General features: G+C 60.0%; 14 protein-coding genes and 1 pseudogene. 8 read left to right on the top strand and 7 right to left on the bottom strand.

All coding sequences use genetic code 11. From position 1 onward, the window contains the following. The first annotated feature begins 31 nt into the window (after nucleotides 1-31). From M1R55_RS21880 to M1R55_RS21905, 6 genes are all read left to right on the top strand, one after another. On the top strand, nucleotides 32-310 hold the full coding sequence (locus M1R55_RS21880; protein WP_249395071.1) for a hypothetical protein: 279 nt from the start codon (nucleotides 32-34) through the stop codon (nucleotides 308-310). 293 nt (nucleotides 311-603) lie between these two features. After that, nucleotides 604-1128: a hypothetical protein gene (locus M1R55_RS21885; RefSeq protein ID WP_249395072.1), complete on the top strand. Its 525-nt coding sequence runs from the start codon at nucleotides 604-606 to the stop codon at nucleotides 1126-1128. A gap of 636 nt (nucleotides 1129-1764) precedes the next feature. After that, the gene (locus M1R55_RS21890) at nucleotides 1765-2385 is read left to right on the top strand and encodes a hypothetical protein (protein WP_249395073.1); all 621 of its coding nucleotides are present in this window, start codon (nucleotides 1765-1767) and stop codon (nucleotides 2383-2385) included. Between the two features lie 89 nt (nucleotides 2386-2474). Next, the gene (locus tag M1R55_RS21895; RefSeq protein WP_249395074.1) at nucleotides 2475-3038 is read left to right on the top strand and encodes a hypothetical protein; all 564 of its coding nucleotides are present in this window, start codon (nucleotides 2475-2477) and stop codon (nucleotides 3036-3038) included. 711 nt (nucleotides 3039-3749) lie between these two features. Further along, entirely contained in the window at nucleotides 3750-4046 is a 297-nt protein-coding gene (locus tag M1R55_RS21900) for a hypothetical protein (RefSeq protein WP_249395075.1), read from the top strand. Nucleotides 4047-4404: 358 nt separating this feature from the next. Further along, entirely contained in the window at nucleotides 4405-4854 is a 450-nt protein-coding gene (locus M1R55_RS21905) for a DUF2384 domain-containing protein (protein ID WP_249395076.1), read from the top strand. A gap of 961 nt (nucleotides 4855-5815) precedes the next feature. On the opposite strand, the gene M1R55_RS21910 is transcribed toward M1R55_RS21905, so the two are convergent. Both M1R55_RS21910 and M1R55_RS21915 read right to left on the bottom strand, forming a co-directional pair. Continuing rightward, entirely contained in the window at nucleotides 5816-6106 is a 291-nt protein-coding gene (locus M1R55_RS21910; RefSeq protein WP_249394270.1) for a hypothetical protein, read from the bottom strand. Nucleotides 6107-6183: 77 nt separating this feature from the next. After that, nucleotides 6184-7555, bottom strand: a pseudogene (locus tag M1R55_RS21915) (IS66 family transposase). Between the two features lie 315 nt (nucleotides 7556-7870). Between M1R55_RS21915 and M1R55_RS21920 the strand changes: the two are divergent. Together M1R55_RS21920 and M1R55_RS21925 are read left to right on the top strand one after the other, a co-directional pair. Then, nucleotides 7871-8224 (top strand): hypothetical protein, encoded by a 354-nt coding sequence (locus tag M1R55_RS21920; protein WP_249395077.1) that lies wholly within the window; start codon nucleotides 7871-7873, stop codon nucleotides 8222-8224. 207 nt (nucleotides 8225-8431) lie between these two features. Beyond that, nucleotides 8432-9526 (top strand): transposase, encoded by a 1095-nt coding sequence (locus M1R55_RS21925; RefSeq protein WP_249395078.1) that lies wholly within the window; start codon nucleotides 8432-8434, stop codon nucleotides 9524-9526. 479 nt (nucleotides 9527-10005) lie between these two features. Here the strand turns inward: M1R55_RS21925 and M1R55_RS21930 are convergent, their stop codons facing one another. Genes M1R55_RS21930 through M1R55_RS21950 form a run of 5 tightly spaced genes read right to left on the bottom strand, consistent with a single transcriptional unit; the run spans nucleotide 10006 to nucleotide 20464 of the window. Further along, complete coding sequence (locus M1R55_RS21930; protein WP_249395079.1) at nucleotides 10006-12708, bottom strand: right-handed parallel beta-helix repeat-containing protein; 2703 nt, start codon at nucleotides 12706-12708, stop codon at nucleotides 10006-10008. Further along, nucleotides 12705-15347, bottom strand: a complete 2643-nt coding sequence (locus tag M1R55_RS21935) for a DUF2336 domain-containing protein (protein ID WP_249395080.1) — start codon at nucleotides 15345-15347, stop codon at nucleotides 12705-12707. The genes M1R55_RS21930 and M1R55_RS21935 overlap by 4 nt, the downstream gene beginning before the upstream one ends. 1 nt (nucleotide 15348) lies before the next feature. Continuing rightward, nucleotides 15349-15954, bottom strand: coding sequence for an OmpA family protein (locus M1R55_RS21940; RefSeq protein ID WP_249395081.1), 606 nt, complete (start codon nucleotides 15952-15954; stop codon nucleotides 15349-15351). A gap of 34 nt (nucleotides 15955-15988) precedes the next feature. Then, nucleotides 15989-17200, bottom strand: a complete 1212-nt coding sequence (locus M1R55_RS21945; RefSeq protein ID WP_249395082.1) for a MotA/TolQ/ExbB proton channel family protein — start codon at nucleotides 17198-17200, stop codon at nucleotides 15989-15991. 51 nt (nucleotides 17201-17251) lie between these two features. Beyond that, a complete protein-coding gene (locus tag M1R55_RS21950) occupies nucleotides 17252-20464 on the bottom strand; it encodes a tubulin-like doman-containing protein (protein WP_249395083.1) in 3213 nt (1070 codons plus the stop codon).

Below are 20464 nucleotides of genomic sequence, written 5' to 3' on the forward strand. Positions count from 1 at the left end.
GAGATGTTGGGCGAGACCAGGGGCCGGACGCGTGGATCTGTTCCTTCCGGAGAACCAGATCGGGCAGTTGCCGTCCCGGGTGACAGTGCACACCAGTGGCGGAGAGCGCCTCGGATCGGGCGCGTTCGTTCCCGCACTGTGGGGCGTGATGCTGCGGGTGGATGCCTGGCCGACGCTGGTCGGCGGTGGGTGCTGGCTGCTGGCCCGAGTCCCGGAGGGCGTTGGGATGGTGGACGTGCCGAGTGTCCGGAGGCGAGGCCACGCACCACCTGTGCCTCAGGCGATGCGGGCGGATCAGGTATGGGAGTGAGCGGCGCAGGAGCTCACCGGCCGGCGGGGTCTGCCACTTCGCACCGGCCGACAGGTCACGGCGTGACGGGGGCCACGGGCGACTCTTCGGCTGACGTCACTTCCCAACTCGCGGAGCAGGTGCGCAGGAGGGAAGATTGGAAGCGCAGGCGAGCGGGCTGATCTGAAACGATGCCTCTGGGCGCGGGGCCTCCAGAGTGAGACGGACGGGGAGTGAGGCGTGAAGCCTCGCTCTTTTTTTGCCTGGGGTCTCCCCGGTCGGCGGGGCCGGAGGCCCTCACCTCCCGCGACGGCATGACCAGACGCAAAACGTTAGGGCCAGCGGAAGCGGCGGCGGTACTCTTCGCAGCGGGGTGGGATGTTCAGCCGAACGGCCGGGTGCTGTGTCCAGTGCGTGGGGTGACGCCTCTGCTCTCGGTGGACCAGATCAAGCTGCTCCTTCCTCTGGGCACGGAGACCCGGTCGATCATCGAGGTGGGGCGTTGGTTCAGAATCGAGCGGCCGCCCTCCGTCCGGGTGAACGGGGTGACGCTGGTGTCGTTCGAGCGGGCTGACCTCAGAGACGCCGAGGTTGTCGAGCGGGCGGCGTTGGTCCAGAGTGTCGGTGCGAGCCGGGGTGTCGTGACAGGACAGAGTGATGACGACTACCGGGATCACGTGGCGGTTCGGGTGGACGGGATGACGATCATTGAAGAACGGGAACGGGTTTGGGGCCCGTCGGTGGTTCGACTGCAGGAAGACCCCAAGCCCAGGAAGGGCGTGAACGCTGGGACGCTCGTTGGGTTTGCTGCGATGTTGTGTGCGGTGACGTTGAGGTGAGACTGTGCTTGGTCTTCGCCTGACGCCTGGTGGAGCTTCTCTCGGCCGGGCCGGGTCAGTCGACCACGTCCGGCCGCGGGGGAGCGCATGAATCTTCAAGTGGCAATGGGGCCAACGGGTTGGGACGTGCAGGCGAACGGGCAGGTGTTGTGTCCTCACTCGGGCGTGCGTGCGGGCAGAGAGCGGCGTGAGTTTGCGGGGGATCTGTGCGCGTGACCTAAGAGACGAAGCCCAGGTGAGTGGAGCGGTGAATGCCCTGCGGGAATTCGGAAGCACGTCGGGTGTCCTGATCCCCTGCTCGTGGAACCGGGAGCGGTGGTAGGTTTACACTTAGGACAGCGCGGGTTCGTGGGTGGATTTCCGGAAGGTGTTGCGTGATCAGGCGGAGGCCAGGCGGGCGGCAGAGGACGAAGCTCAGCGGGCGGAGTAGGCGGCGAGTGGCCGGAAGGTGAGCACCTCGAGTTTCAGTTCCTTGCTTGCCAGGCGTGGATTGCTGATGGCGTTCGCACTGGCGAACATGGCGGAAGGTCAGCGGTAAAACTTTTGGAAGGCGGCCCCTTGGCTGCCTTCCATTTTTGTTGCGCTCCCTTCCACCACCCGGGGTCGGGCGACCCACGGGCGGTGGCACAAACGGGCATGACCACTCAGACTCAGCGGCGCTATCCGATTGACGTGATGAATGAAGTGCTGAGGCAGGAGCGCTCGTTCGGGGAGTTGGCTCCCGTGACCGTCCCGAGTTGGGTGGCGATGGAAGTTCTGAAATCGTTACGGCGCGAGACCCAGGCGTCCGGGCTCTCTGCGGAATTCAGTGGGCGAATAGATGCCGTTCGGCGGGTGCTCGGTGAATCGACTGTTGCCGCATTGCAGGAGGCAGGCTTCCCAGGTGAACTCGGAGACGTCCTGGGCCAGCCATGCACGGTGAGACTCTGGCCGGCGCTGGCAGACTGCAGTCCGCTTCGGCAGACCATGGGGAGCGTGCGTCCAATTCGGCTGGCGGGTGCGCACCGGTATGTGGCAGTGACGGTGCAGGCGGGTCAGCCTCCGCGGTTTATCGTGGATGGGCAGTGGACCGATGAGGCGGGAGCGGGCGAGGCGCATACCGGTTCGGTCACCCAGGTGCTGGGGACGCTCGGGAAAATGATGCAGCGCACTGGAGCGGCGACCTTTCTGAGCACGTCGAGTCTGCAAGCCAACAGTCAGTGGAAAGGCGGGAGTACCTACCTGGAGTACGCGGTCGTTCCGGCGGGACTGGGTTGACGAGAGGGCGGCCACGGGCCGTCTTCCTTTTTTTGTGTTGGGTCTCCAGGCCGGAACCTGGCGGCCCGCGTCCCGGAACAGGAGGGAGCATGTCTTCCATCTACGCGCAGCTGCTGGGTCTTCCGCAACTCCCGAGTCCCCGGACTCGGGAGAAGTCGCTAATGGTCCGGACGGTGAGGGCTGGTGCATCTCGGCTCGCGCCCGTGGGTCATTCGGTCCGGGTCAACCGCATGATGCTGGCCTGGAGCGTTCCCGGTGAGCAGCGCCACTTGCAGACGGCCTTCAGTTCGAACGGGCAGGCAGATGCGCAACTGCTGCGCCGGGCGTGGGAGGAGGGGGTGACACTTGGGCGAGCTGGAAGGCTGGGGCTGATCCCGGTTGCTGAGCGGACAGCGGGGGGCATCATCCTTGAAGCCTGTAGTCAGGCCTCGCGCGTTGAGTTGTACCGCCTGAGTGACGTTCACGCCAGCTGTCAGGTCACGGCGTACGCCAGCCTGACTGTGCCGGATCCCGCGCGGGGCTTTTGGAATCCGCTTCAACCCGGCCTGCGCGGAGCGCTGCGGCGCTTGAAGCTGCAGACCGGAGATCACTTGATGCTGATCACCCACACGGGAAGTGACAGCCTGCGGGTCTGGAGCGCACAGGTGAACTGAACACACCAGAGCAGCGGCTGCTGCCGAAGGCGGCAATGCAGTCTGCTCTACCCTCCGTCACTAGGGGAATGAGAAGCACTGGACTCCAAGGTTGCACTGGGAACCCGCACTTGGGGAGGATCACCGAAGCATCAACCGCACGCCGGAAGAGGAGGCCCCCGCGCGCAGGTATGAACGGGGAAGGTGGCCTCGGCTGCCTTCTCCTTTTCCCACCAAGCGTTCGCGCCGGACGGTTCGTTCTGTGGGGCTTACTCTCCGGACCAGGACCGGAGGCCCACGAGTTTGGAACGGAAGGTGGCAGGGTGGCCGGGCGGACCCACGTCTGAAGTTCTCCTCACGCTGCTGACGAGCGAGGCTGGCGCAGCTCTGTTGTTTCAATCGCACCGGGGTCTGAGGTCGGCGGTATCTAAAACCGAAGTCCTGACGAATCGCGCTAATTACACCTTATATATAGGGGGGTCTGAGGTGGGCCGTACTTAGAGGCCTTTGGCCTCGTTTTTCTCTATTGGTTGGGTAGGCCTCTCGGCCCATCTCCCTCGCTGTCATCGCACGTTGACGCAGGCTAGGATCTGGCAACCTGCAGGCTGCGGCGCAGAAAGGCATAACCCAAATCCACATCAGGTCTAAAGTCCTCGAACTCCCTGGCGCCTTGAGCACGTAGCTAGCCAGTTGGGCGCCGACCTTTCCTTCGTAGGGGAGGAGCGTCACGTGATGGACGTGCCGATCAGCCGCCTCGAAGCGCTGGCCAGACCCCACGCTCCGCTGAAACTTCAGTCCATCAGCAACGCCATACTGGCCGTCACGCTGGCCGCCGGCGCGCGCTTAAGTGACAGCCTGAGTCTCAGCGGCATGTTCGAAGTGCCCTTGACCGGGGAGGGTCTCGCAGCGTTCTGGACCGAATCAGGTTCCGGCCACAAGTGTGCCGTGCTGCGCCCGCTGCTGCTCTGGACGTCTGAACTGAACGCCGCCGCCTGGGCACAGATCCGCAGGCCGACAGGAACACAGTGAGAAAGACGTGAACACCGGGCCGCGGGAGCGGCCCGGAAACCCAGGGCATGTCACTACCACAACCGCGTGCACCACCACTCAACCTCACCGCCAAACAACTCCCCTCTTCCAAACAGCCTGGAGGCTGTCAGTTCTCGTTCTCTCCAAGAGCCCCATGTCCCGACGTCACCAGCCCGACCGCCACACCACACAGATCGATACTGCCAGCTATCCCACTATCGGTGACCTCTGCGCCGCGGGCTGAGCACTCCAGGCCACAGGTTATTGCTCCCAGAGGCCGTGAACCCTCGGCTGGAGTCCGCAGTCCTCCGCCTTTCACCTGTGCTGCACGCCCTCGAACCTTTTATCAGGAGCCCCTATGTCTGATGAGCCTCCTGCCTCTCCCCTGTCCCTGGCCACCCTGTCTCTCCTTCTTCCGCTGCTCGTGGCCTTCGGCCTGACCCCATCTCAGCAGGCCCGGTTGCTGGGTCTCAGTGTATCGGCGCTGCGGCGTGCTCACAGTAGGAGGCTGCCTGCCTCCCTCTCATGGGCGCAGCAGGACCGGTTGCGCCTGAGTGCCGAGATCGTCGCCGCGCTCTTCACGCTGTACAGCGACCAGACGGCCAGCAAGTGGTTCCATCGCCCGAACCGGCGACCACCCTTTCACGGCCAGCCACCGCTGAGCTTCATCCTTGACGGCGGGCAGCCGGCTCTCCTGGCCACCCACCGCCTGCTGACTGGCGATCTGAGCGGGCAATTCAGTGCGTCACCTGAGGCCCGCGCCCAGGCCAACACCCTCCCTCAATCTGACTTCGACCTAGGGGAATAGCTAAGTTCAAGGTAACTGCTCAGCACACAACGACCTGTTGTGCTAAGTAGTTACGACAATCTTTTGATCGCTTCACCAAAATTTCACTACGAGGTTTTGACATATAACTATCACTACGATAAAGGTCTGAATATTGAACCTATCGACCTTGAAAAAAGCAGTTGTGAAAACTACATCTAATTCGCGTACAGGAATTTTATTTTCGCTCTTGAAATGTAATAGATTGGAGTCCTATGGATAGGGAAAGAGCTCTCGTGCTGATTAGACATCTCTCGAATCCATCCTTTCTTAAGGACGCATCAGATAAAGAAGTTTATAAAATGTCTGTAGAACTAGGGTATATCACAGGACACCCAAAGCCTATAGACGTATTATTTCATACTTTTTTTGAAGAAGATCTAGAAGATGGATTGACTCTAACGCCGGAATTTCTACTTGATTTTATGGTAAAAACGGCTAGCACTAAAAATTAGCGGCAAATTACTAATACTTAAGAAGTGTTATACTAACACCGACTAATAGATGTTAAGTAACCACTCGTTACAAAGTTAAGTTTTGTAATGAGTGGTTACTAACAACAATTCAAAATGATTTCGTTTAACCACATTGTGTGTAGATATTCGATTCATCAATAGGGTGAATCCAAACCTGACCATCTCTTTCTCTCCATTTGACCACTACTCTCGGATTTTCCAGACAGTTACGATATGCTTGGTCAATCAACTTTAAGGGCGAGAATAATTTATTAAGTAAATATGCCAATTCCAACAATCACAATGGTTGCTAAGATAACTACTGCTTTTCGACTCACGCTGGCTTTCTAGGGTCAAAAGTCGGAAGTAGTCAGCAGAAGTCGGCTCTCATGGGGTGTTGTCTGCGATGAAAAATCTTTGGAACCAACTTACACCCTCAACAATACTGCAAATGCTCCCGGCTGGAGCCGGGAGCACCATGCTGTTAATTACACAGACTTATCAACGGTAACAGAGGAAATATAAGTCTCTATATAGGGCGTAATCAGTTCATCTACTTCGTTCTCCGAGAAGTGCAGAGGGCCAAAAGCTTGATTCCATTCACTTAGCTTCATTGTAACTGCGTTAGGTATTTTAAAAGCTTGCGACAACGTTCCTGCAAAGATAACAGGATTTGAACGGCTATATTCACCGCTTGCCAGATTTCTCAGGAGCTGCAGCGTCTCAATCCCAGCTAAAGCTTCTCTCCTAACATTTGCAACCAATTCGTTATTATTCATAACCAACTCCTGCGTCACTTCTAAAAACTAAAATTACTCGAAGATTACTCGTACCGTGCAGTAAATTTTGTGACCACTTAGCACACGAAGGTAGGCATAAGGACGTCATTGCGAAAGATACTGACCAGGCCGTGCCAGATATTCATCCCCTGCTTGTGAAGCGTGGAAGTATAGCTACGAATGCGGCAGAAATTCATGCCACCTCTCACTGAGCGAAACCCACCGGAGACTTTGCGTTTCACGCACGCCATCCGAATGTCCCGCTCCGCTTGATTGTTGTCAAACGGCACCTCTTCATAGTCAAGGAAGCGCAGAATTGCTTCGCGATGCCTCTGACACCGCAGTGCCAGGTTGCGTCCCGGGTCTGCTTCACCCGACCCCGCTGTCCAGGGATGGGTTCCGCTGCTGGGTTGGATGCCAACCCAGCTTGTACCAACGCGTCGAACCGCGCCAGGAACGCTGCTTTTCCCGCCAAGGTCAGGGTACCTGCTTTGTTCTCGTGGTAGACGCGTTGCATGGCGCGGCGTAGTTCCCCTGCCCAAGTTTGTCCATACCCTTCTGCCAAGTGCCGCCATTCCCTCAGAAGATGGGCGTTGCACAGGGCATGTTGTCCAGGAAGCTGGAAATAGATGCTCCAGGCGTCATGCATCAAGGTGCCCCTAAACCGGGGAAGGACGTCCATGTCCTTCAAAGCCGCGTACCCGCGCTGCTGGTGATGCCCGTACAACGTGAGCTGCTTGCAGCTCACCACATGCATCCACGCCAACGTCCCATTCACCTTGCTGCCGGTCTCATCCGCGTGCAGGACAGGTTCGCTGAGGAGCGCAGCTTTGAGTTCAGTCTCAAAAGCAGCCAGACGCCCAGCAGCCACATTCAGGTTGAGAGCAATGGTGCCATCACTGAGCTTTGCTCCACAGACGGCTTCAGAATGTTTGCTGTACGTTTGAGCGGAACGAAGTGCACCGCGTTGAGGTAAACCGCCAGTCCATGGATGCGGGGGCCATACTGCACTTGACCAGGAACGTGAGTTGGAAAAGAAGCCTGCTCGCGGTGATGACAGCTCGGACACACCTTGACCTGGGCGCGGTACTCCACGGCATGAAGTCGAATCTCTGGCAGGTCCAGAACCTGCCGCGCCAGTTCATCGCTGACGATCACCGTGTCCCAGGCTTGACCACAACCACAGTGCCCGGTGACAGGAAGCGTGACGATCTCGTCAGGGTGCTCGACTATCTTCAGCGTTTTGCCTGGGTGACCCGGTTGAGCGCCAGAAGACCGGCCGGTCTTCTGGCGCTCACTCTTCGGCGTCCAGGGCTTGTCCTGGCTCGGAGGTTGATGCGAGGTTGTGCTGTTTAGCCCCAGACGCGCTTTGATCTCCTGTAACTCAGCAAGCACTTTGGCCAGCTGAGCTTCCAATTTTTTGCAGTTCGGGCAGGCGTCGTCGGAGATGTCCCTACTCTACCTGCTCCACCCAGTCCAGGCCCCCTGCTGAGCAGTCACAGTTCAAGAGCATCGGGCTGCGGCACAGCAGATCAACCGGTATTTCGGCCGAGCACAAAAACCACGCTTCTGGCCACAGTCCCCGTCTCACGGTCGAGATTTCCAACCGACGGACAGGCAGCGATAAAAACGTGAAAACTGGGCCGCAAGCGGCCCTGAAACCATAGATATGTCACCAAAACCCAGAGAACCACCCGTCACCAAGCAACCCACCCAGTTCACCTCGGACAGCCTTGGGTTGTCACTTTTCTTCTAGGAGGCAGCTTGCTAGAGCCCGAACCCTTCTCCAATCCGGAAAAACCCACAATCCACATCATTCACTCCACCGCTGGCTGGACCGCCTTCACCCACGCCCGAGGACTACATCCACTCGAGAGTCACCGGCTGATTCTCGTCTTGACAGGTCAGGCGGTCACCCTGGTCTTTGACATCGACCAGTTGGAGCATCTGCACGATCTGACCGTGGCAGGCACCACCATCATCGTCACCGCGCGTGATTTTACCCACCCGCGGAGCACCCTGCCGGATTTGCCTCCCTGGATTCGCATCGTGGCCGATCTTCAAACCGCTCTGGAAGCGCTGGGGCTCTCGGTTCAGGACTGCAACCCCTGGCTGTGATTCACCTGAGGTGCAGTCCCCACCTCCTCCTTGTGGGCCAACCCAAGACTACTCTCCTCACGCGACTTCAGACTTGGCTTGTGTCCTCATTCTCCGTTCGCAGACGCCCTTAAGCCCGTGATGACCGCCCCTTTCGGGGCGGCATTTGAATTCACCAGCAGCGTTGCTGGTTTACCTACACCACTCACATCCCACCTAGGAGCCCACATGTCCAGACGCAACCAACCCGACCGCCACACCATGCAAATCGACCGCGCCAGCTATGACAGCTGCGAGCGCCTGGTCCGCTCTGGATCGCTCATCGTCCAGCCGCGCCCCGACTGCGAGGCAGATGATGCTCTGAAAGGGGTTAACGCTGCAGTCACCTACGCCGTGAGCCCCAACACCACCTTGCAGGTCTTGCATGATGAGGCCGTTCGCATCGGCAACGAACTGGTTAACGCCCGCCTGAGCCGTCTCCCCACTACAGCCTATCGTGCCATGGTGCGAGGAGCGCCGGCGTTCGCCCAGCATCCCGGTCTCCAGGCGCTGTATGGGCGCCTGCGCAGAGGTCAGATCTCAGAGCGGTGGTTTCAGCACGAACTCGAGATGATGGTCCGTCAGGAACGCCGTCCAAATTCCACGCCTAGTCTGGTCACCCTGCCCCGCACCCTTCAGTCGCATTGGCTGCCTCAGGAGGTGTTCCTGTTCAAAAACGCTGCGGGTGACTGGTTCATCAGCTTGAGCTTCCGGACCACCGCGCAGCCCCGCACGCCCAATCCGGCCCGCCGGCCCTTCGGCCTTGATCTCGGGCTGCGCCCAGTCACGGTGCTGTCCGACGGACAACAGGACTATTTCTTTACCCTGGTGGCTCTGCCTTTCCTGCGGCAGGAGAGCCTGTCTCCAGCGGCCCGGGCACTGTACAACCAGCTGATGTATGCCAGTGGCCGGGCCGACCTCGACCGGGTGCTGGGGGTCCTCCTGCACGAGGCCAGCGCGGTTTTTGCCGAAAAATTGACGCACCGGGGCATGTCTGCAGGATTCATTCACGGCGGACGGCGCCACGCAGTTCATGACTACCATTTTTCCTGGCTGCCGCAGTACGCCAACGCAGTGCGGCTTCCTTTTCATCGCCCTGGGGCCGCCTGGAGCAGTCAGACCTGCAGTGTGTGCGGCGCTCGGAGCCGCTGCAGCCGCAAGGGCGATCGGTTTGTGTGCCTCACAGTCTCGTGCCAGACCAGCCTCGACGCCCACGCCAACGCCGCCCGCGAGATGCTCCAGCGTGGTCTGGGGGTCCATGCGGCGCCAACGTTCGGCGCGTAACTGCACGCAAGTTGTCCCAGCACTCTGGGACTCTGCTCAGTCATCACTCTTTTGCCATCTCCCCGGGCAGCTTCGGCTGTCCGGCGCTCCCAAAAGGTCCCTATGATCCGTTCAACCGACACCCGTCCGCCACTGAAGAGCTCCAACCTGTACACTTCCTCCCTTTGTAGTGACACGGGTCAACTCGTCCAGAGTTGCCCGCTGCCCTGCGAAAGTAACTGTCAGGCCGTTCACCGGAGCAGTGCCCGCTTCATGCTGGCGGAAGGCCTGCGCCGCTGGGCCGAGGCCTCCGTCCCTTCGAATTCCTCAACCCTCGGTCCTACCTGAGCAGCGCCCCCACCTCTTGATCCTGTTGCATTCGGCTTACTCTGGAGCAGGCGCGGTTGCCCAGCCTCAGTCCATGGGGCACTCCGGGACGAGCTGATTCACAGGCTCCGAGAGAGTGACGGCCCTACTCTGAAGTTAGACGCCAAAAGACTCTAATACAGCAAGCAGTCATCCACCTCATACTGCGGCCCTGGACTGTCAGCCGTGAGCTCGGCACTGAAATCGCTGCCTCCGTTGCCTGAACAGCTGTTGCCAGAACCACTGCCCGTCGCATCTTGCTTATAAAAGATGCCGCCCCTACCGTTTTGACTGACCTCATTGTCGTTGACTTGGGGCGCTGCTGACCCAGTAATGATCAGGCCATAAAGGGCATTGCCCGTAATGGTGTTGCCCGTAACTTGGGCGGCAGACCGCTCGGCGATCACGACACCACTTTGCTTGTTGCCTTCGACCGTATTGCCATTCAGGATTGGCTGAGCATCGCCCCACACAGAAATGCCGGGGTTACCGTTGTTGCTGATGGTGTTGCTGTTGGCCTCCCCCGAAGTAAAGTCGGCATAAGAGATGCCATTTTGACGGTTGCGCGTAATGATGTTGCGGCTCAAGGTAGGTTGGGCATATTCAGTCAGAGAAAACCCGCCTTTGGTATTGGCCTGCACGGTGTTGCCGCTGGCCTCTCCACCAGCATTGTCAAAGTAAGCGACTCCACTCTGGCGGTTCCCCTGAACCACGTTGTCCGTCATAGTGGGCTGTGCACTACCCTGCACACCAATACCTTGAAGGGTGTTTTCTTCGATGGTGTTGTTGTTAAGCGAGGGTGCAGCGTCACCGTAGACGGTCACTCCCCTGCCCTTGTTGGTCTGAATCTGGTTGTTGGTGAGGGTCACATCGGTTTGTCCAAACAAATGAACTCCGTGTGCGCCATTACTTGCAAACGTACTGCTCCGCACTTCACCACCCGCTGAATCTTTAAACAGGGCACCGCCTTCACTATTGCCACTGAAGACCGAACGCTCCGCATCAATTTGAGCAGTTCCACTGACATAGAGGCCGTAAGCATTACCTGTGAAGGTCACTTCACGGAGGGTGGCCTGACCTGCTGCCTGTACCCAGAGACCACTGCCAAATTCTCCGGCTTCCTCATCTCGCACCGCACCACCCAAGAGTACGTTGGAAGCATTCAGGCTGCCGCCCTCCTGCAAGAGCGTGCGGGCAGGACGGCTTCCCACATGAACAATGCTGAGATTCGAAAGTGTCACCGTTGCTTCTTCTAAAATGAGAGTATCGGTGGCGGCATCGCTCAGCAGCAAGGTATCGGTTTCCCCTTGACCCGACAGCACCAGCTCTTGCGTGACCGTCAAGGGCACATCCAGCCGGTAGGCTCCGCGATCCAACGTCACGTCTCCACCCGCAGCTATAGCCAACAACGCCTCTGCCGTGACCTCTGGCGACATGAGCGGCAGGGTGTGTTTGGCACTCACCCAGCCCTCTTTCCCCTCTATCCCAACCCGCAACCACTCGGCCTGAATTTCAAGGACATCCAAGGGTTGTCCCCGCGTCAGAGTATCTAAGATAGGCGCTGTAGAGAGCGGTTCGGCCCTCAGGTTCAGAAGTGCAGCACTCACCAGATCCGTTCTGAGCACGGTCGGGGCCGGAGGCTCAGACGGCACAGCAGGAACAGAAAGCAGTTCGGCCGCATCCTCGGCCGGCGCCGGGTCGTTCAACGCAGTCTCCGTCACCGCAGAAGCATTCTCGCCAGAATCAGCCAGCAGTACAGGCTGGGGTTGGGCCTGCTCTTGCTGCGCCAACTGGGTAGCAGGGGGGCTCAGTGCTTGGATCGCCACGGCTCCAAGTCCCAACACCAGCACGGCTCCAATGCCGAGGGTCAGCCAAGGTACAGGCCGCTTGGCCGGGGCAGAGGGGGCAGGCGTTGCCGCTGGGTGAGGGGCAGATGGAGGCGCAATCGTGGGAGCAGATTCCGCGGAGAGGATGGAGGCTCCGACAGGCGGTGCAATTACAGGTTCAGGTGTTGCCACCGCCTCTACCGGAGTGGCTGGGGCACGGTTCATGGTTTCCAGCACCTCGCGCACACCGACGGCCCGCTCTGCCGGATGAGGGTGCAGGGCCAGCAGTAAGCCTGCCCGAACTGCAGGTGAAGCTTGGGTGGCGAAGGGAGGCAGCGGCACGCCTTGCAACCGGGCAGTACTTGGCGGCGGCGCACGCCCTGTCACTGCTTCGAGCAGTGTGGCGGCCAGTCCGTATACGTCAGTTTGTGGGGTAATGGCCCCGCCTGACAACAGCTCAGGAGCAGCGTAGCGAGGATCAGGCAAGGTTGCGGGCAGTACGGTTGAGTCTGTTGAATAGAGACCGAAGCCGGACAGCACTGGTTGGCCCTGTCCATCGAACCAAACGTGACCTGGCGTGATCTGTCCGTGGAAGAGGGCCTGTGCGTGTGCAGCGGCCAATCCTCCCAGGAGGGCGCGGCACAGCACCTCCTGATGTTCGGCGGGAACGGCTCCCAACCGGGTCAATCGCTCGGCTAGGGTTTGCTTCAACCGATCTTCCTGAACCACTGTGACCTGTTCAGGCGTGTCGATCAGATCAACGACAGCGGCTACAGCGAGGTGCTGCACTTGCATCAGCAAGCGGGCCTGGCGCACAAACACTTGCCGCGCCTTTGCCCCAGTGGGCGTGCTGGGATGAAGGGGCGTTGACACCGTCAAGATCACGCTTCCGCCCCATCTGGACTGGGCACGGTAAAGGCCGCCGTGCGCCGCCGAGTGCAGGCACGCGCCCACCACGTACCCGTCGCCAATGACGGTTTTGGGCGGGAGGGGATGTGAACCTTGACTCATACATTTTCTCCTGTGCCATTCTCTGAAGTTGATCTGTCGGGCAGGTTGCCTTGAGATTCGGTCTGATTGGTCATGGATTCTTGTTGCCGCAGCCGCCGTTCTTGCCGCGCTGCTCGGATACCCGGATGCTCCAAGCGCATGGCCCAGCGCACGGCTTGGTCAGTTGCAGCAGGGTGCTGAATCACGGCAATCAACAAATTGAGGTCCCGGAAAGCCCGTTGAGAATGCTGCCGCGCCGACCACTCGTGCCAACGTTGGAGGGGCGGCAACTCGCGCGCACGTGCGGGCAACCGCGACACAACGCGGCGCACTCTCAAGAAGCGGGCATAGCGGGCATCAAAGGCCAATCGCTCCAGCACTGACGCAGAAGCGGCGGGGTGTTTGGCCACTTGCAGCCGGCGGCGGGGTTGCACGGCCAACACTTCTAGGGCTTCGGAGGTGCAGGATGGATTGTGAAAGACCGCATCGGCCACCCGGTCTTGTGGATCAGATGCCAAGCGTACTTGCAAAGTGGTGGGCAAGCGGACGTGACGTGCAACGACTTCCCGAATATCGGCATCCGCATGCTGCGCCAAGCGGGCCAGCACCTCAGCCGTGATCTGTGGGTGGCGCGTCAGCGAGAGCAACAGACTCAGTTCTTCGTTGGGCCGACTGGCAAGGTCCACCATGGCCTGAACGTCCAGGTCTTCCCGCCGGACCAGGAGAGTGCGGACTACCAGGCTGCTGTCAATGCACAACAGTCGCTGCAGTCGGGCAGGCAACTCCGGACGGCTGGCGAGGGTGCGCCTGATCTCTTCTGATGGGTCCTGGGTCAAGAGGGTCAGGGTCGCTTCATCCGTGTTGGGATGCCGCACGACCTGCCTGCGGACCTTGGCGGAGTCACTCTGGGCCAATACGGACAGAGCTTCTGCCGAAGCAGTTGGCGCGGCAGCCTCTTCGTATTCCCGCTGCTGCAACTCATCGCGCACCCGCTCATAGAGAGGATGCTGCCGAATGACAGGGCGCAGCGGTTGTTCAGGCAAACGCCGCCGGATCGCGCCCTCTGGGGCTGCGGCATTTAACACTACCGAGAGTCGAACTTCCTGCAGGGCGTCATCGCTGAGACTGTTGAGGACATCTGCCGGAGAGGCCGGATTGCGGCTGAGGCCCCGGCGAATCCGGGCGTCATGGCGGGGCAGGGCGTCTAGCATTTCAGGTGAGGCCGTGGTATCGGTGGCCAGCGTTACCCGCGCGACGCTCAGGTCAGGATCGTCCAGCAGGCGGCCCCGCAACAATTCGGTCAGGTCAGGGTGGAGTCCGGCCTGTGCACGCACCTGCGGCGAGCGGTCCTGAGACAGCCGAACCAACACACCTTCAGGCAACTTGGTCCGGGCACTGATGGCCAGCTTGACATTGCGCCGCCGTGTGGCGAGCGCCTCGTTCAAGGTGTCTTCGTTGCCGTGCCCTACACGCAGCCGCGCCACCAAAGCCACTCGGTCATGTGGATCTGCAGTGAGGGCCACGACCGTTTCGGGCGGCGTCAACGGATGGGCGGCTACGGCTTCCCGTGTGGCGTAACGGTGGGAACTGGCCAGCAATGCCAGCGCTTCAGGCGGCGTACTGGGATTGCGGGCGACCTCCAGATGCACTGCTGGATCAGCCCCCTGCACCAGCCTCAGCAGCACAGCGTCTGGGGTGTGTGGATGCCGCGCCACGTGCTCCAACACTACGGCTTGCCCTTCATCAAGGGCTAGGCGCGTCAGGTCTTCGGGGGTGGCATTGGGGTTCTCAGCGACTGCGCCCCGGACCCAGGAATCCTGATCCTCTCTCAGCTGCGCCCGCAGCAGGTCAGGCAACGCTGGATTCCGCGCCACTGCCGCCCGCAATTCAGCGTCACTATCAGCAGCTATCTCTGTAAATGTGTCTTCTTCCAGTGCATTGCGTTCCAACTGCCGCAGTAAGGTCTCGCGGGCATGCCCGTAAGGATGGGTACGGTCCAGCCACAGCAATTGGGGCACGCTCAAAAGGGGGTGCCGGGCGGCCAGGCGTTGAAGCCTCGCATTGGCGGTTAACAACTTAGCTTCCTCGACGGTCAACACTGGGGGCGTGTGGCGGTCTAACAATTTAGCCCGCACCTGAGCCAGCAAGTCTGCGTCGGTATTCAGAGACGCATCAGCTGAGTCGGTGGGAACTGCTGCACTGGGCAACACCGACACCCGTTTGGCCGCTGTTCTCAACAGCAGCGGCACACTTCGATCAGTTTGAAGGTAATGGAGTGCGGCTAGATCGGTTTGGGCAGCGGCCACCAGCGTCGCCACGCTGCGTCCTCTGGCACCTGCCAGCAATAAGCGGGTATAGCCTTCCTGCATCATGCGGTTCAGGGTTGCTGCAGTAGTCGCTGGATGGTTGGCTGCAACTTGCCGTCCAAAAGCTCCTTTCCCCGCCAGCCAATCCAGTTGCACGGGCGTCAGCTCGGTGGGGCTCTGTTCGGCCAATTGCAGCACTTTGCGGAAGGGTGCAGCCAGGGCAGAATTGCCCTGAGCCACCCGCCGCACTTCAGCATCCATGCCACAAGCCAACTCGAACAGTCGGGCTTCGGAGGTCTGCTCGTTCAGTGCCTCTTGAATCGGTGTTTGTGGGATGGTCTGTTCCCGCGGCATATCAGTCGGTCTTCTGTGCGTACTCGACCACAATTTCCACCCGTTCGTTGCGAGGATCAAATTTTTGGCCGTCATAGGACGTTTGGCCGCCGCGTGCAGCGACCGCCAAGCGGTTGGGCGTGATGCCGCCGCTCAGATAAAAGGCTTCAGCTACAGCACTGGCCCGGCCTGCAGACAGCCCCCAACGTTCGGGAGTGTTGGGGCGTGAGGTCTGGGTATGGCCCTCGATTCGGATGCGTTTCCAGTGTTGGTCCTGCTCCCGCAAGACGCGGGCAAAGGCCACGAGCGCCGCCTGTCCTGTGGGAGTAAGCGCTGCCGTATCGCCCACAAACATTGTTTGGGTCGCAAATACGACCCAGCGCTGTGCACCAGGCGGATCGTTGCGCTGACCGGGCAGCAGCAGCAGTGGGCGGGCAGGTAAGCGGGCGTCGCGTACCGCCTGAGCCACCACATCCTGCGCCTTGCGGTAGCGCACTTGTTCCCAGCCCGCTTGCCCCACTGCCAAAATGCCGCCCACAAAGAAGATCAGCACGAACACCAGATTCAGCGTCAGGTCGCTGAAGGCAATGTAGGGATTGGTATCCGGCTGAAGGCGCGAGCGAATCAAGATTCACGCCTTCCCGGCAACATGGCCTGTCCCATCAGTCGCTGGCCACCGGAGGCGACGCGCTCTCCGTGCGCCCCACTGAACCCCCAGAAGCCAAGGTTCGGGTCAGGATTTCAAAGTTACGGTCAAGGCGGGCAGCGTAATTGCTCTGTTCAATCCGAATGGTTTCCCCAGCCTGCTCGAATTTGCCGCCCGCCCGTCCCAGCGCGTCGCTCACGCCCTCTACCCGTTCCATCAGGGTCAGGGTATTGCTGCCCACGCTCTCTTGTAGATCGGTAATGGCCTTAGCCTGTTTGGTCAGGTTATGCTCCATTTCGCGGCTCGTGGAGCGCAGTGAAGCGGCGGCTCCTTCTTGCGCCTGAACCAGATCGCTGACGCCCTGGTTTAATCCCTGCGTCAACTGCTGCACCGATTGGTCCATACTGCCAAACACTTTTTCGATCTGAGCACTGGTGCCTGACAACTGCTCCAGGCTCTGCCCCAAGGTTTCCCCGGCGCGGCCCAACACGTTTTCCAGTTGTCCAGCCACTTCTTGCAGGCGGGTGTGAATGTCTTGAAAGGTGCTGCCCGCATCGCGCAGATACCTCGCCATACGCTCCATCTGAGAGGTAATGGCACGTGGAAACACAGCAGGCACCAGTTCAGCATGCACGAAGGCGGCCAGTTCATCCTGAAACGCCTCGTGCTGTTTGGCCGCCAACGCATACACGATGCCCGTAATGAGGCTCAGCAGGATGCCCCACAAACTGGCTCCGAACGCGCCCTGCATCACTTCCATCGTGTTGCCCAGCGCCCGGGCAAGTTCGCCGGGTTCAGTGGCCTGCGCGGCATTGCGAATGGGGTCCACCAGTGAGCCGATGGATCCAGCCAGCCCCAGTACGGTCCCCAGCAGTCCAGCCAGCATCAGTAGGTTAGGAATGTTGCGAATAATCGACAGACGTGATTCGCTGGCGGTCACCACCGCATTCGTGGCTGCCTGTAGATCCGGGGTCGCGAGAGTTCTGGCGCGGCCCACTGCCACCACTGCCCGCCGAATGGCGCTGCTGGCCGGGAAATCCCGCACGGCATTCAGCGCGTCTTCGGCCATCTCATCCGATTCCGGAGCGTCTTCGGTATCGAGCGCCACAGCGATCCGCTCGCGGACCAAGCGCAGCCGCACTCGCTCCTGACGGCGTTCGCCAGCCGCCCCCAACAGATTGACGATGAAATAAACCGTCAATGGCAGCATCAGTCCTAACAGCGTCAACCAACCTTCAGGCCGCAGCTGAAACAAGGAAGAAACAAGTTCCTGCACGGCTCAGGCTCCTGGGAATGGGCTATATGCCATGCCGAAGGGATGTTTTTCAGCATCGGGGTGGAAGCTGCACCGCAAGCCATTTTTCACGACGTCGTCTTCATTGACCCCCACCAGACCGCCGCACTCCCGGCAGTAGTAGCCGTCGTGCTTGGCGATCAGGTTTTTGGGCAGGCGGTCGCCCTGCGTCTTATAGAGGCTGCGAATCAAGTTCTCATCGGGGGGGAAAGTTTCCAGCAGAGCCTGACGGAGTTCTTCACTGCCTGTCAGGTGGCGCAGCAAGGCTGTCTCCGCAGTCTTGTCATTCCAGTCGGACACAGCACGGGTGCTGCCAGTATGAAGCTGCTCAATCAACCATTTGACGTAATTTTGGCGGCCCAATTGAGGCGTGTCTCCACGCGCCATCACGGCGCGGGTGCGGGCGTCCATTTCACTTTTCATGAAGGTCGCGGCGTTGGTCAGGTTTTTGCCGAACATGTCTTTGGGCTCAAAGGCCAGCTTACGGGCAGCCTTGCCGAACCGCGCAGGCAGGCGGCGGCGGCGTTTTTCGGATTCGGCAGGTTCTCCCGCCTGATGCGGCCACTCCATCACCAAGTGTCCGCCGTCCAGCTGCATCACGCCGTGCATGGCCGACAGGAACACCAGCCGTTCGGCTTCTTCCAGCTTGTCAATTTCAGCGTCGTTAATGGGCGTCCAGTCGATGTCGCTGCGTTTGCGGGAGAAGTAGGTATTGAAGCGGGCGGGCGCAGCAAACGACAATTCGCGCACCTCGTCGGCTCCGCGCAGGGCAAAACGGTACCACTCTTCGAGCATCACCACGCGGTAAGGATCAATGCCCTCGACCTCTTTGGCGGCCGGATTCTTGTTGATCCATGGCTGAATGGCCCGCCGGAAATCGCTGGTCAGTTGTGTGCCCACCAGCACCTTGCGTCGCGGCAGCGGACTCATGGGATCGACCTGCCCCAGCGGCTCGTTGAGGTGCAGGAACAGAGAGGCATTCGAGGCCGCGCCCATGGCCTGCCGGTCGGGATCGAAGCTGGGGCTTTTGCGGTCATAAAGCCGCGTCACCACGTCTTTGCCCCCGCTTCTCAGCGTCTGCTCAAAGGGTTCAACTGCCATCTGTTCCAGCGCGTTGAGCTGTGAGCGCTCAAAGTTATCCTGGCCGACGGCCCAAGGCCCCAAGAGCCAATCAGGATCATTGACTCCCGGCAAAACGCCGCGCGTCAGGGCTTCCCATGAGCTGACCAGGCGGGCAGCGTGCGCTTCCTTGGCCCGGTCGTTGGTCGCCAGTTCCTCTTCCTTGTCGACCGTGCCGTTCGGAGAAGGTTCGAACAACGACAGGCCGTTGACGTCGGGGGTATCGTTTTCAAGGCGGGCACGTTTTTCACGCCAGCGATCGGTCTGGTTGGTCAACCTCTTGCGGAGGGCAGTCAGGCGTTTGGCGACCTTCTGCACGTCCTCCTCGATCAGGGTCAAGGTGCCTGCCTCGGCCTTGGTGCCGCTGCCTGTGTCGCGCAGCACCTCCTTGATCTTCTGGTTCACCCGCGCCTTGATTTCGTCGTCTAGGGCCCGGCTGAGAGCAGGCAGCTTCTGCTTGGCGGCCTTGTCTTTGAGGAAGAACATGCCCAGCAAGGTATTGGTGCGGATCGCTTCCATATCGTCGAGCACGCCGTTGGCCGCACTGGTTTTGCCTTCGCCGGGCTCCCAGCCTCGCAGTTCACCCAATCGGGGTTGGGCCGCCTGCATGATTTCCAAAAGGACATTTGGCCCCTGCTCGTAATCCAGCAGGCGGCTGGTCATCAAGCCCTGTACGGCGCTCAGCACGCTATCAGCAGCGCGGCGGCGGTTGCCCTGCACCGTGCTGGACACCAAGCCGCGCATGTTTTCGCCTCGCTCCTTGCCAAAGGCGCCCCGCAAATCTTCGAGAGCTTTCCGCGCGGCCTCTGGCTTGCCAGCGCGGGCCGCCCGCATGATTTCGCCCTTCTTGGCATCCAGGTTTGCCCGCACCGACGCGCCGCCCTCATCCAGCAGCAAGGTTTCGGTCAGGGCTGGAATGGTTAGCCCCAACACATCTAGGTTATCTTCGAGGTTGCCCTCAAACTTGCGGTCTTTCCAGCGGTCGACGGCATGCACGAGCGTGCGGTATTTCAGGGCTTCCAGAATTCGGCGCATCGGGTATTCGATGGTCGCCAACCCAAACGTCGAGAAGGCAAAGGCGCGGCCCTTTTGTACTGTCACTGGCCCCGCGTTGACCATGTAGGCCATCGGGTCAGTTTCGGGTACGAACACATTGAGGAACATGCGGTCGGCAATGGCCTGTGTAAGCCGCGCCAGATCCGCATTCTCGGTGCTGTTCGGGCGTAGCAGATACACCAGGTCGTAGGGCATGGCGTCGCTAGGCAACACCGGTACGCCGGGCGCTTTATCGGCAAACTTGACGGTGCGGTAACGCTCTTTGTCGGTGTGAATATGGTACTGGTTCAGCTCGGCCATGGCGTGATAGGCATTGGTCTTCCAGATCTCCGCATCGGGCTTTTGAGCAATGCTCATGCTGGGATGAGGCAGCGTGAACATCCCGATGGTTTTTTCCTCGTCATCCAAAATGGTTCTGAGCAAGATGCCGATATCGCTGACCGTCCCGCTACAGGTGCCGCCGCAGAGGGTACCCACCACGATCACGCGCACACCCGTTTGGTCGCTGGAAGCGTTCACAGCAAACTGCACATTCATCTCTAAGCCAGCATTGTTGGCGTTGAGCGCAGTCTTGGCCTGAGCCTCTGTCAGATTCCGCAACCGGGCCAGACGCTGAGAAATAGCGTTTTTGATCTCGCTGTAATTGGGTGGGTACAGAAGGGCCAAGCGCCCTACCATGCGGATGTGGCCCGCCCCTGATTCGATGCTAGCGGCAGGCAACTGCTCCAGCGTTTCTATGTCGGCCCAGGAAGTGAGCGCAATGCTGGAGTCATACAGCTCAGGCTGCCTTTTCATGTCGCGCCACACTGAAGCTGGAATGCTCAGCGTCTTAAAGTCATCGGTGCCGTTAAACCGGTTCTGCTTGGCAACATCGGTTTCGATGGCCAGGAATTCCAGCCAGGGTGCCCGCTCAAGTCCGCCCACTTCCCAGTCGATGCGCTCGGCTAGGGCCTCCAGAATCTCGGTACCGGTGCTGCCCATGCCAATGACTAACGTTTTGAAAACCCGCATATCTGTAGCCAT

Origin of the sequence: Deinococcus sp. QL22, from assembly GCF_023370075.1 — a bacterium.
Taxonomy (GTDB): domain Bacteria; phylum Deinococcota; class Deinococci; order Deinococcales; family Deinococcaceae; genus Deinococcus.

Excerpts from the sequence above, each read along its gene's own strand:
- M1R55_RS21925 (WP_249395078.1), top strand. The coding sequence starts at position 8,432 with ATGTCCAGACGCAACCAACCCGACCGCCACACCATGCAAATCGACCGC.
- M1R55_RS21885 (WP_249395072.1), top strand. The coding sequence starts at position 604 with ATGACCAGACGCAAAACGTTAGGGCCAGCGGAAGCGGCGGCGGTACTC.
- M1R55_RS21950 (WP_249395083.1), bottom strand. The coding sequence starts at position 20,464 with ATGGCTACAGATATGCGGGTTTTCAAAACGTTAGTCATTGGCATGGGC.
- M1R55_RS21935 (WP_249395080.1), bottom strand. The coding sequence starts at position 15,347 with ATGCCGCGGGAACAGACCATCCCACAAACACCGATTCAAGAGGCACTG.
- M1R55_RS21900 (WP_249395075.1), top strand. The coding sequence starts at position 3,750 with ATGGACGTGCCGATCAGCCGCCTCGAAGCGCTGGCCAGACCCCACGCT.
- M1R55_RS21890 (WP_249395073.1), top strand. The coding sequence starts at position 1,765 with ATGACCACTCAGACTCAGCGGCGCTATCCGATTGACGTGATGAATGAA.
- M1R55_RS21905 (WP_249395076.1), top strand. The coding sequence starts at position 4,405 with ATGTCTGATGAGCCTCCTGCCTCTCCCCTGTCCCTGGCCACCCTGTCT.
- M1R55_RS21910 (WP_249394270.1), bottom strand. The coding sequence starts at position 6,106 with ATGAATAATAACGAATTGGTTGCAAATGTTAGGAGAGAAGCTTTAGCT.
- M1R55_RS21930 (WP_249395079.1), bottom strand. The coding sequence starts at position 12,708 with ATGAGTCAAGGTTCACATCCCCTCCCGCCCAAAACCGTCATTGGCGAC.
- M1R55_RS21895 (WP_249395074.1), top strand. The coding sequence starts at position 2,475 with ATGTCTTCCATCTACGCGCAGCTGCTGGGTCTTCCGCAACTCCCGAGT.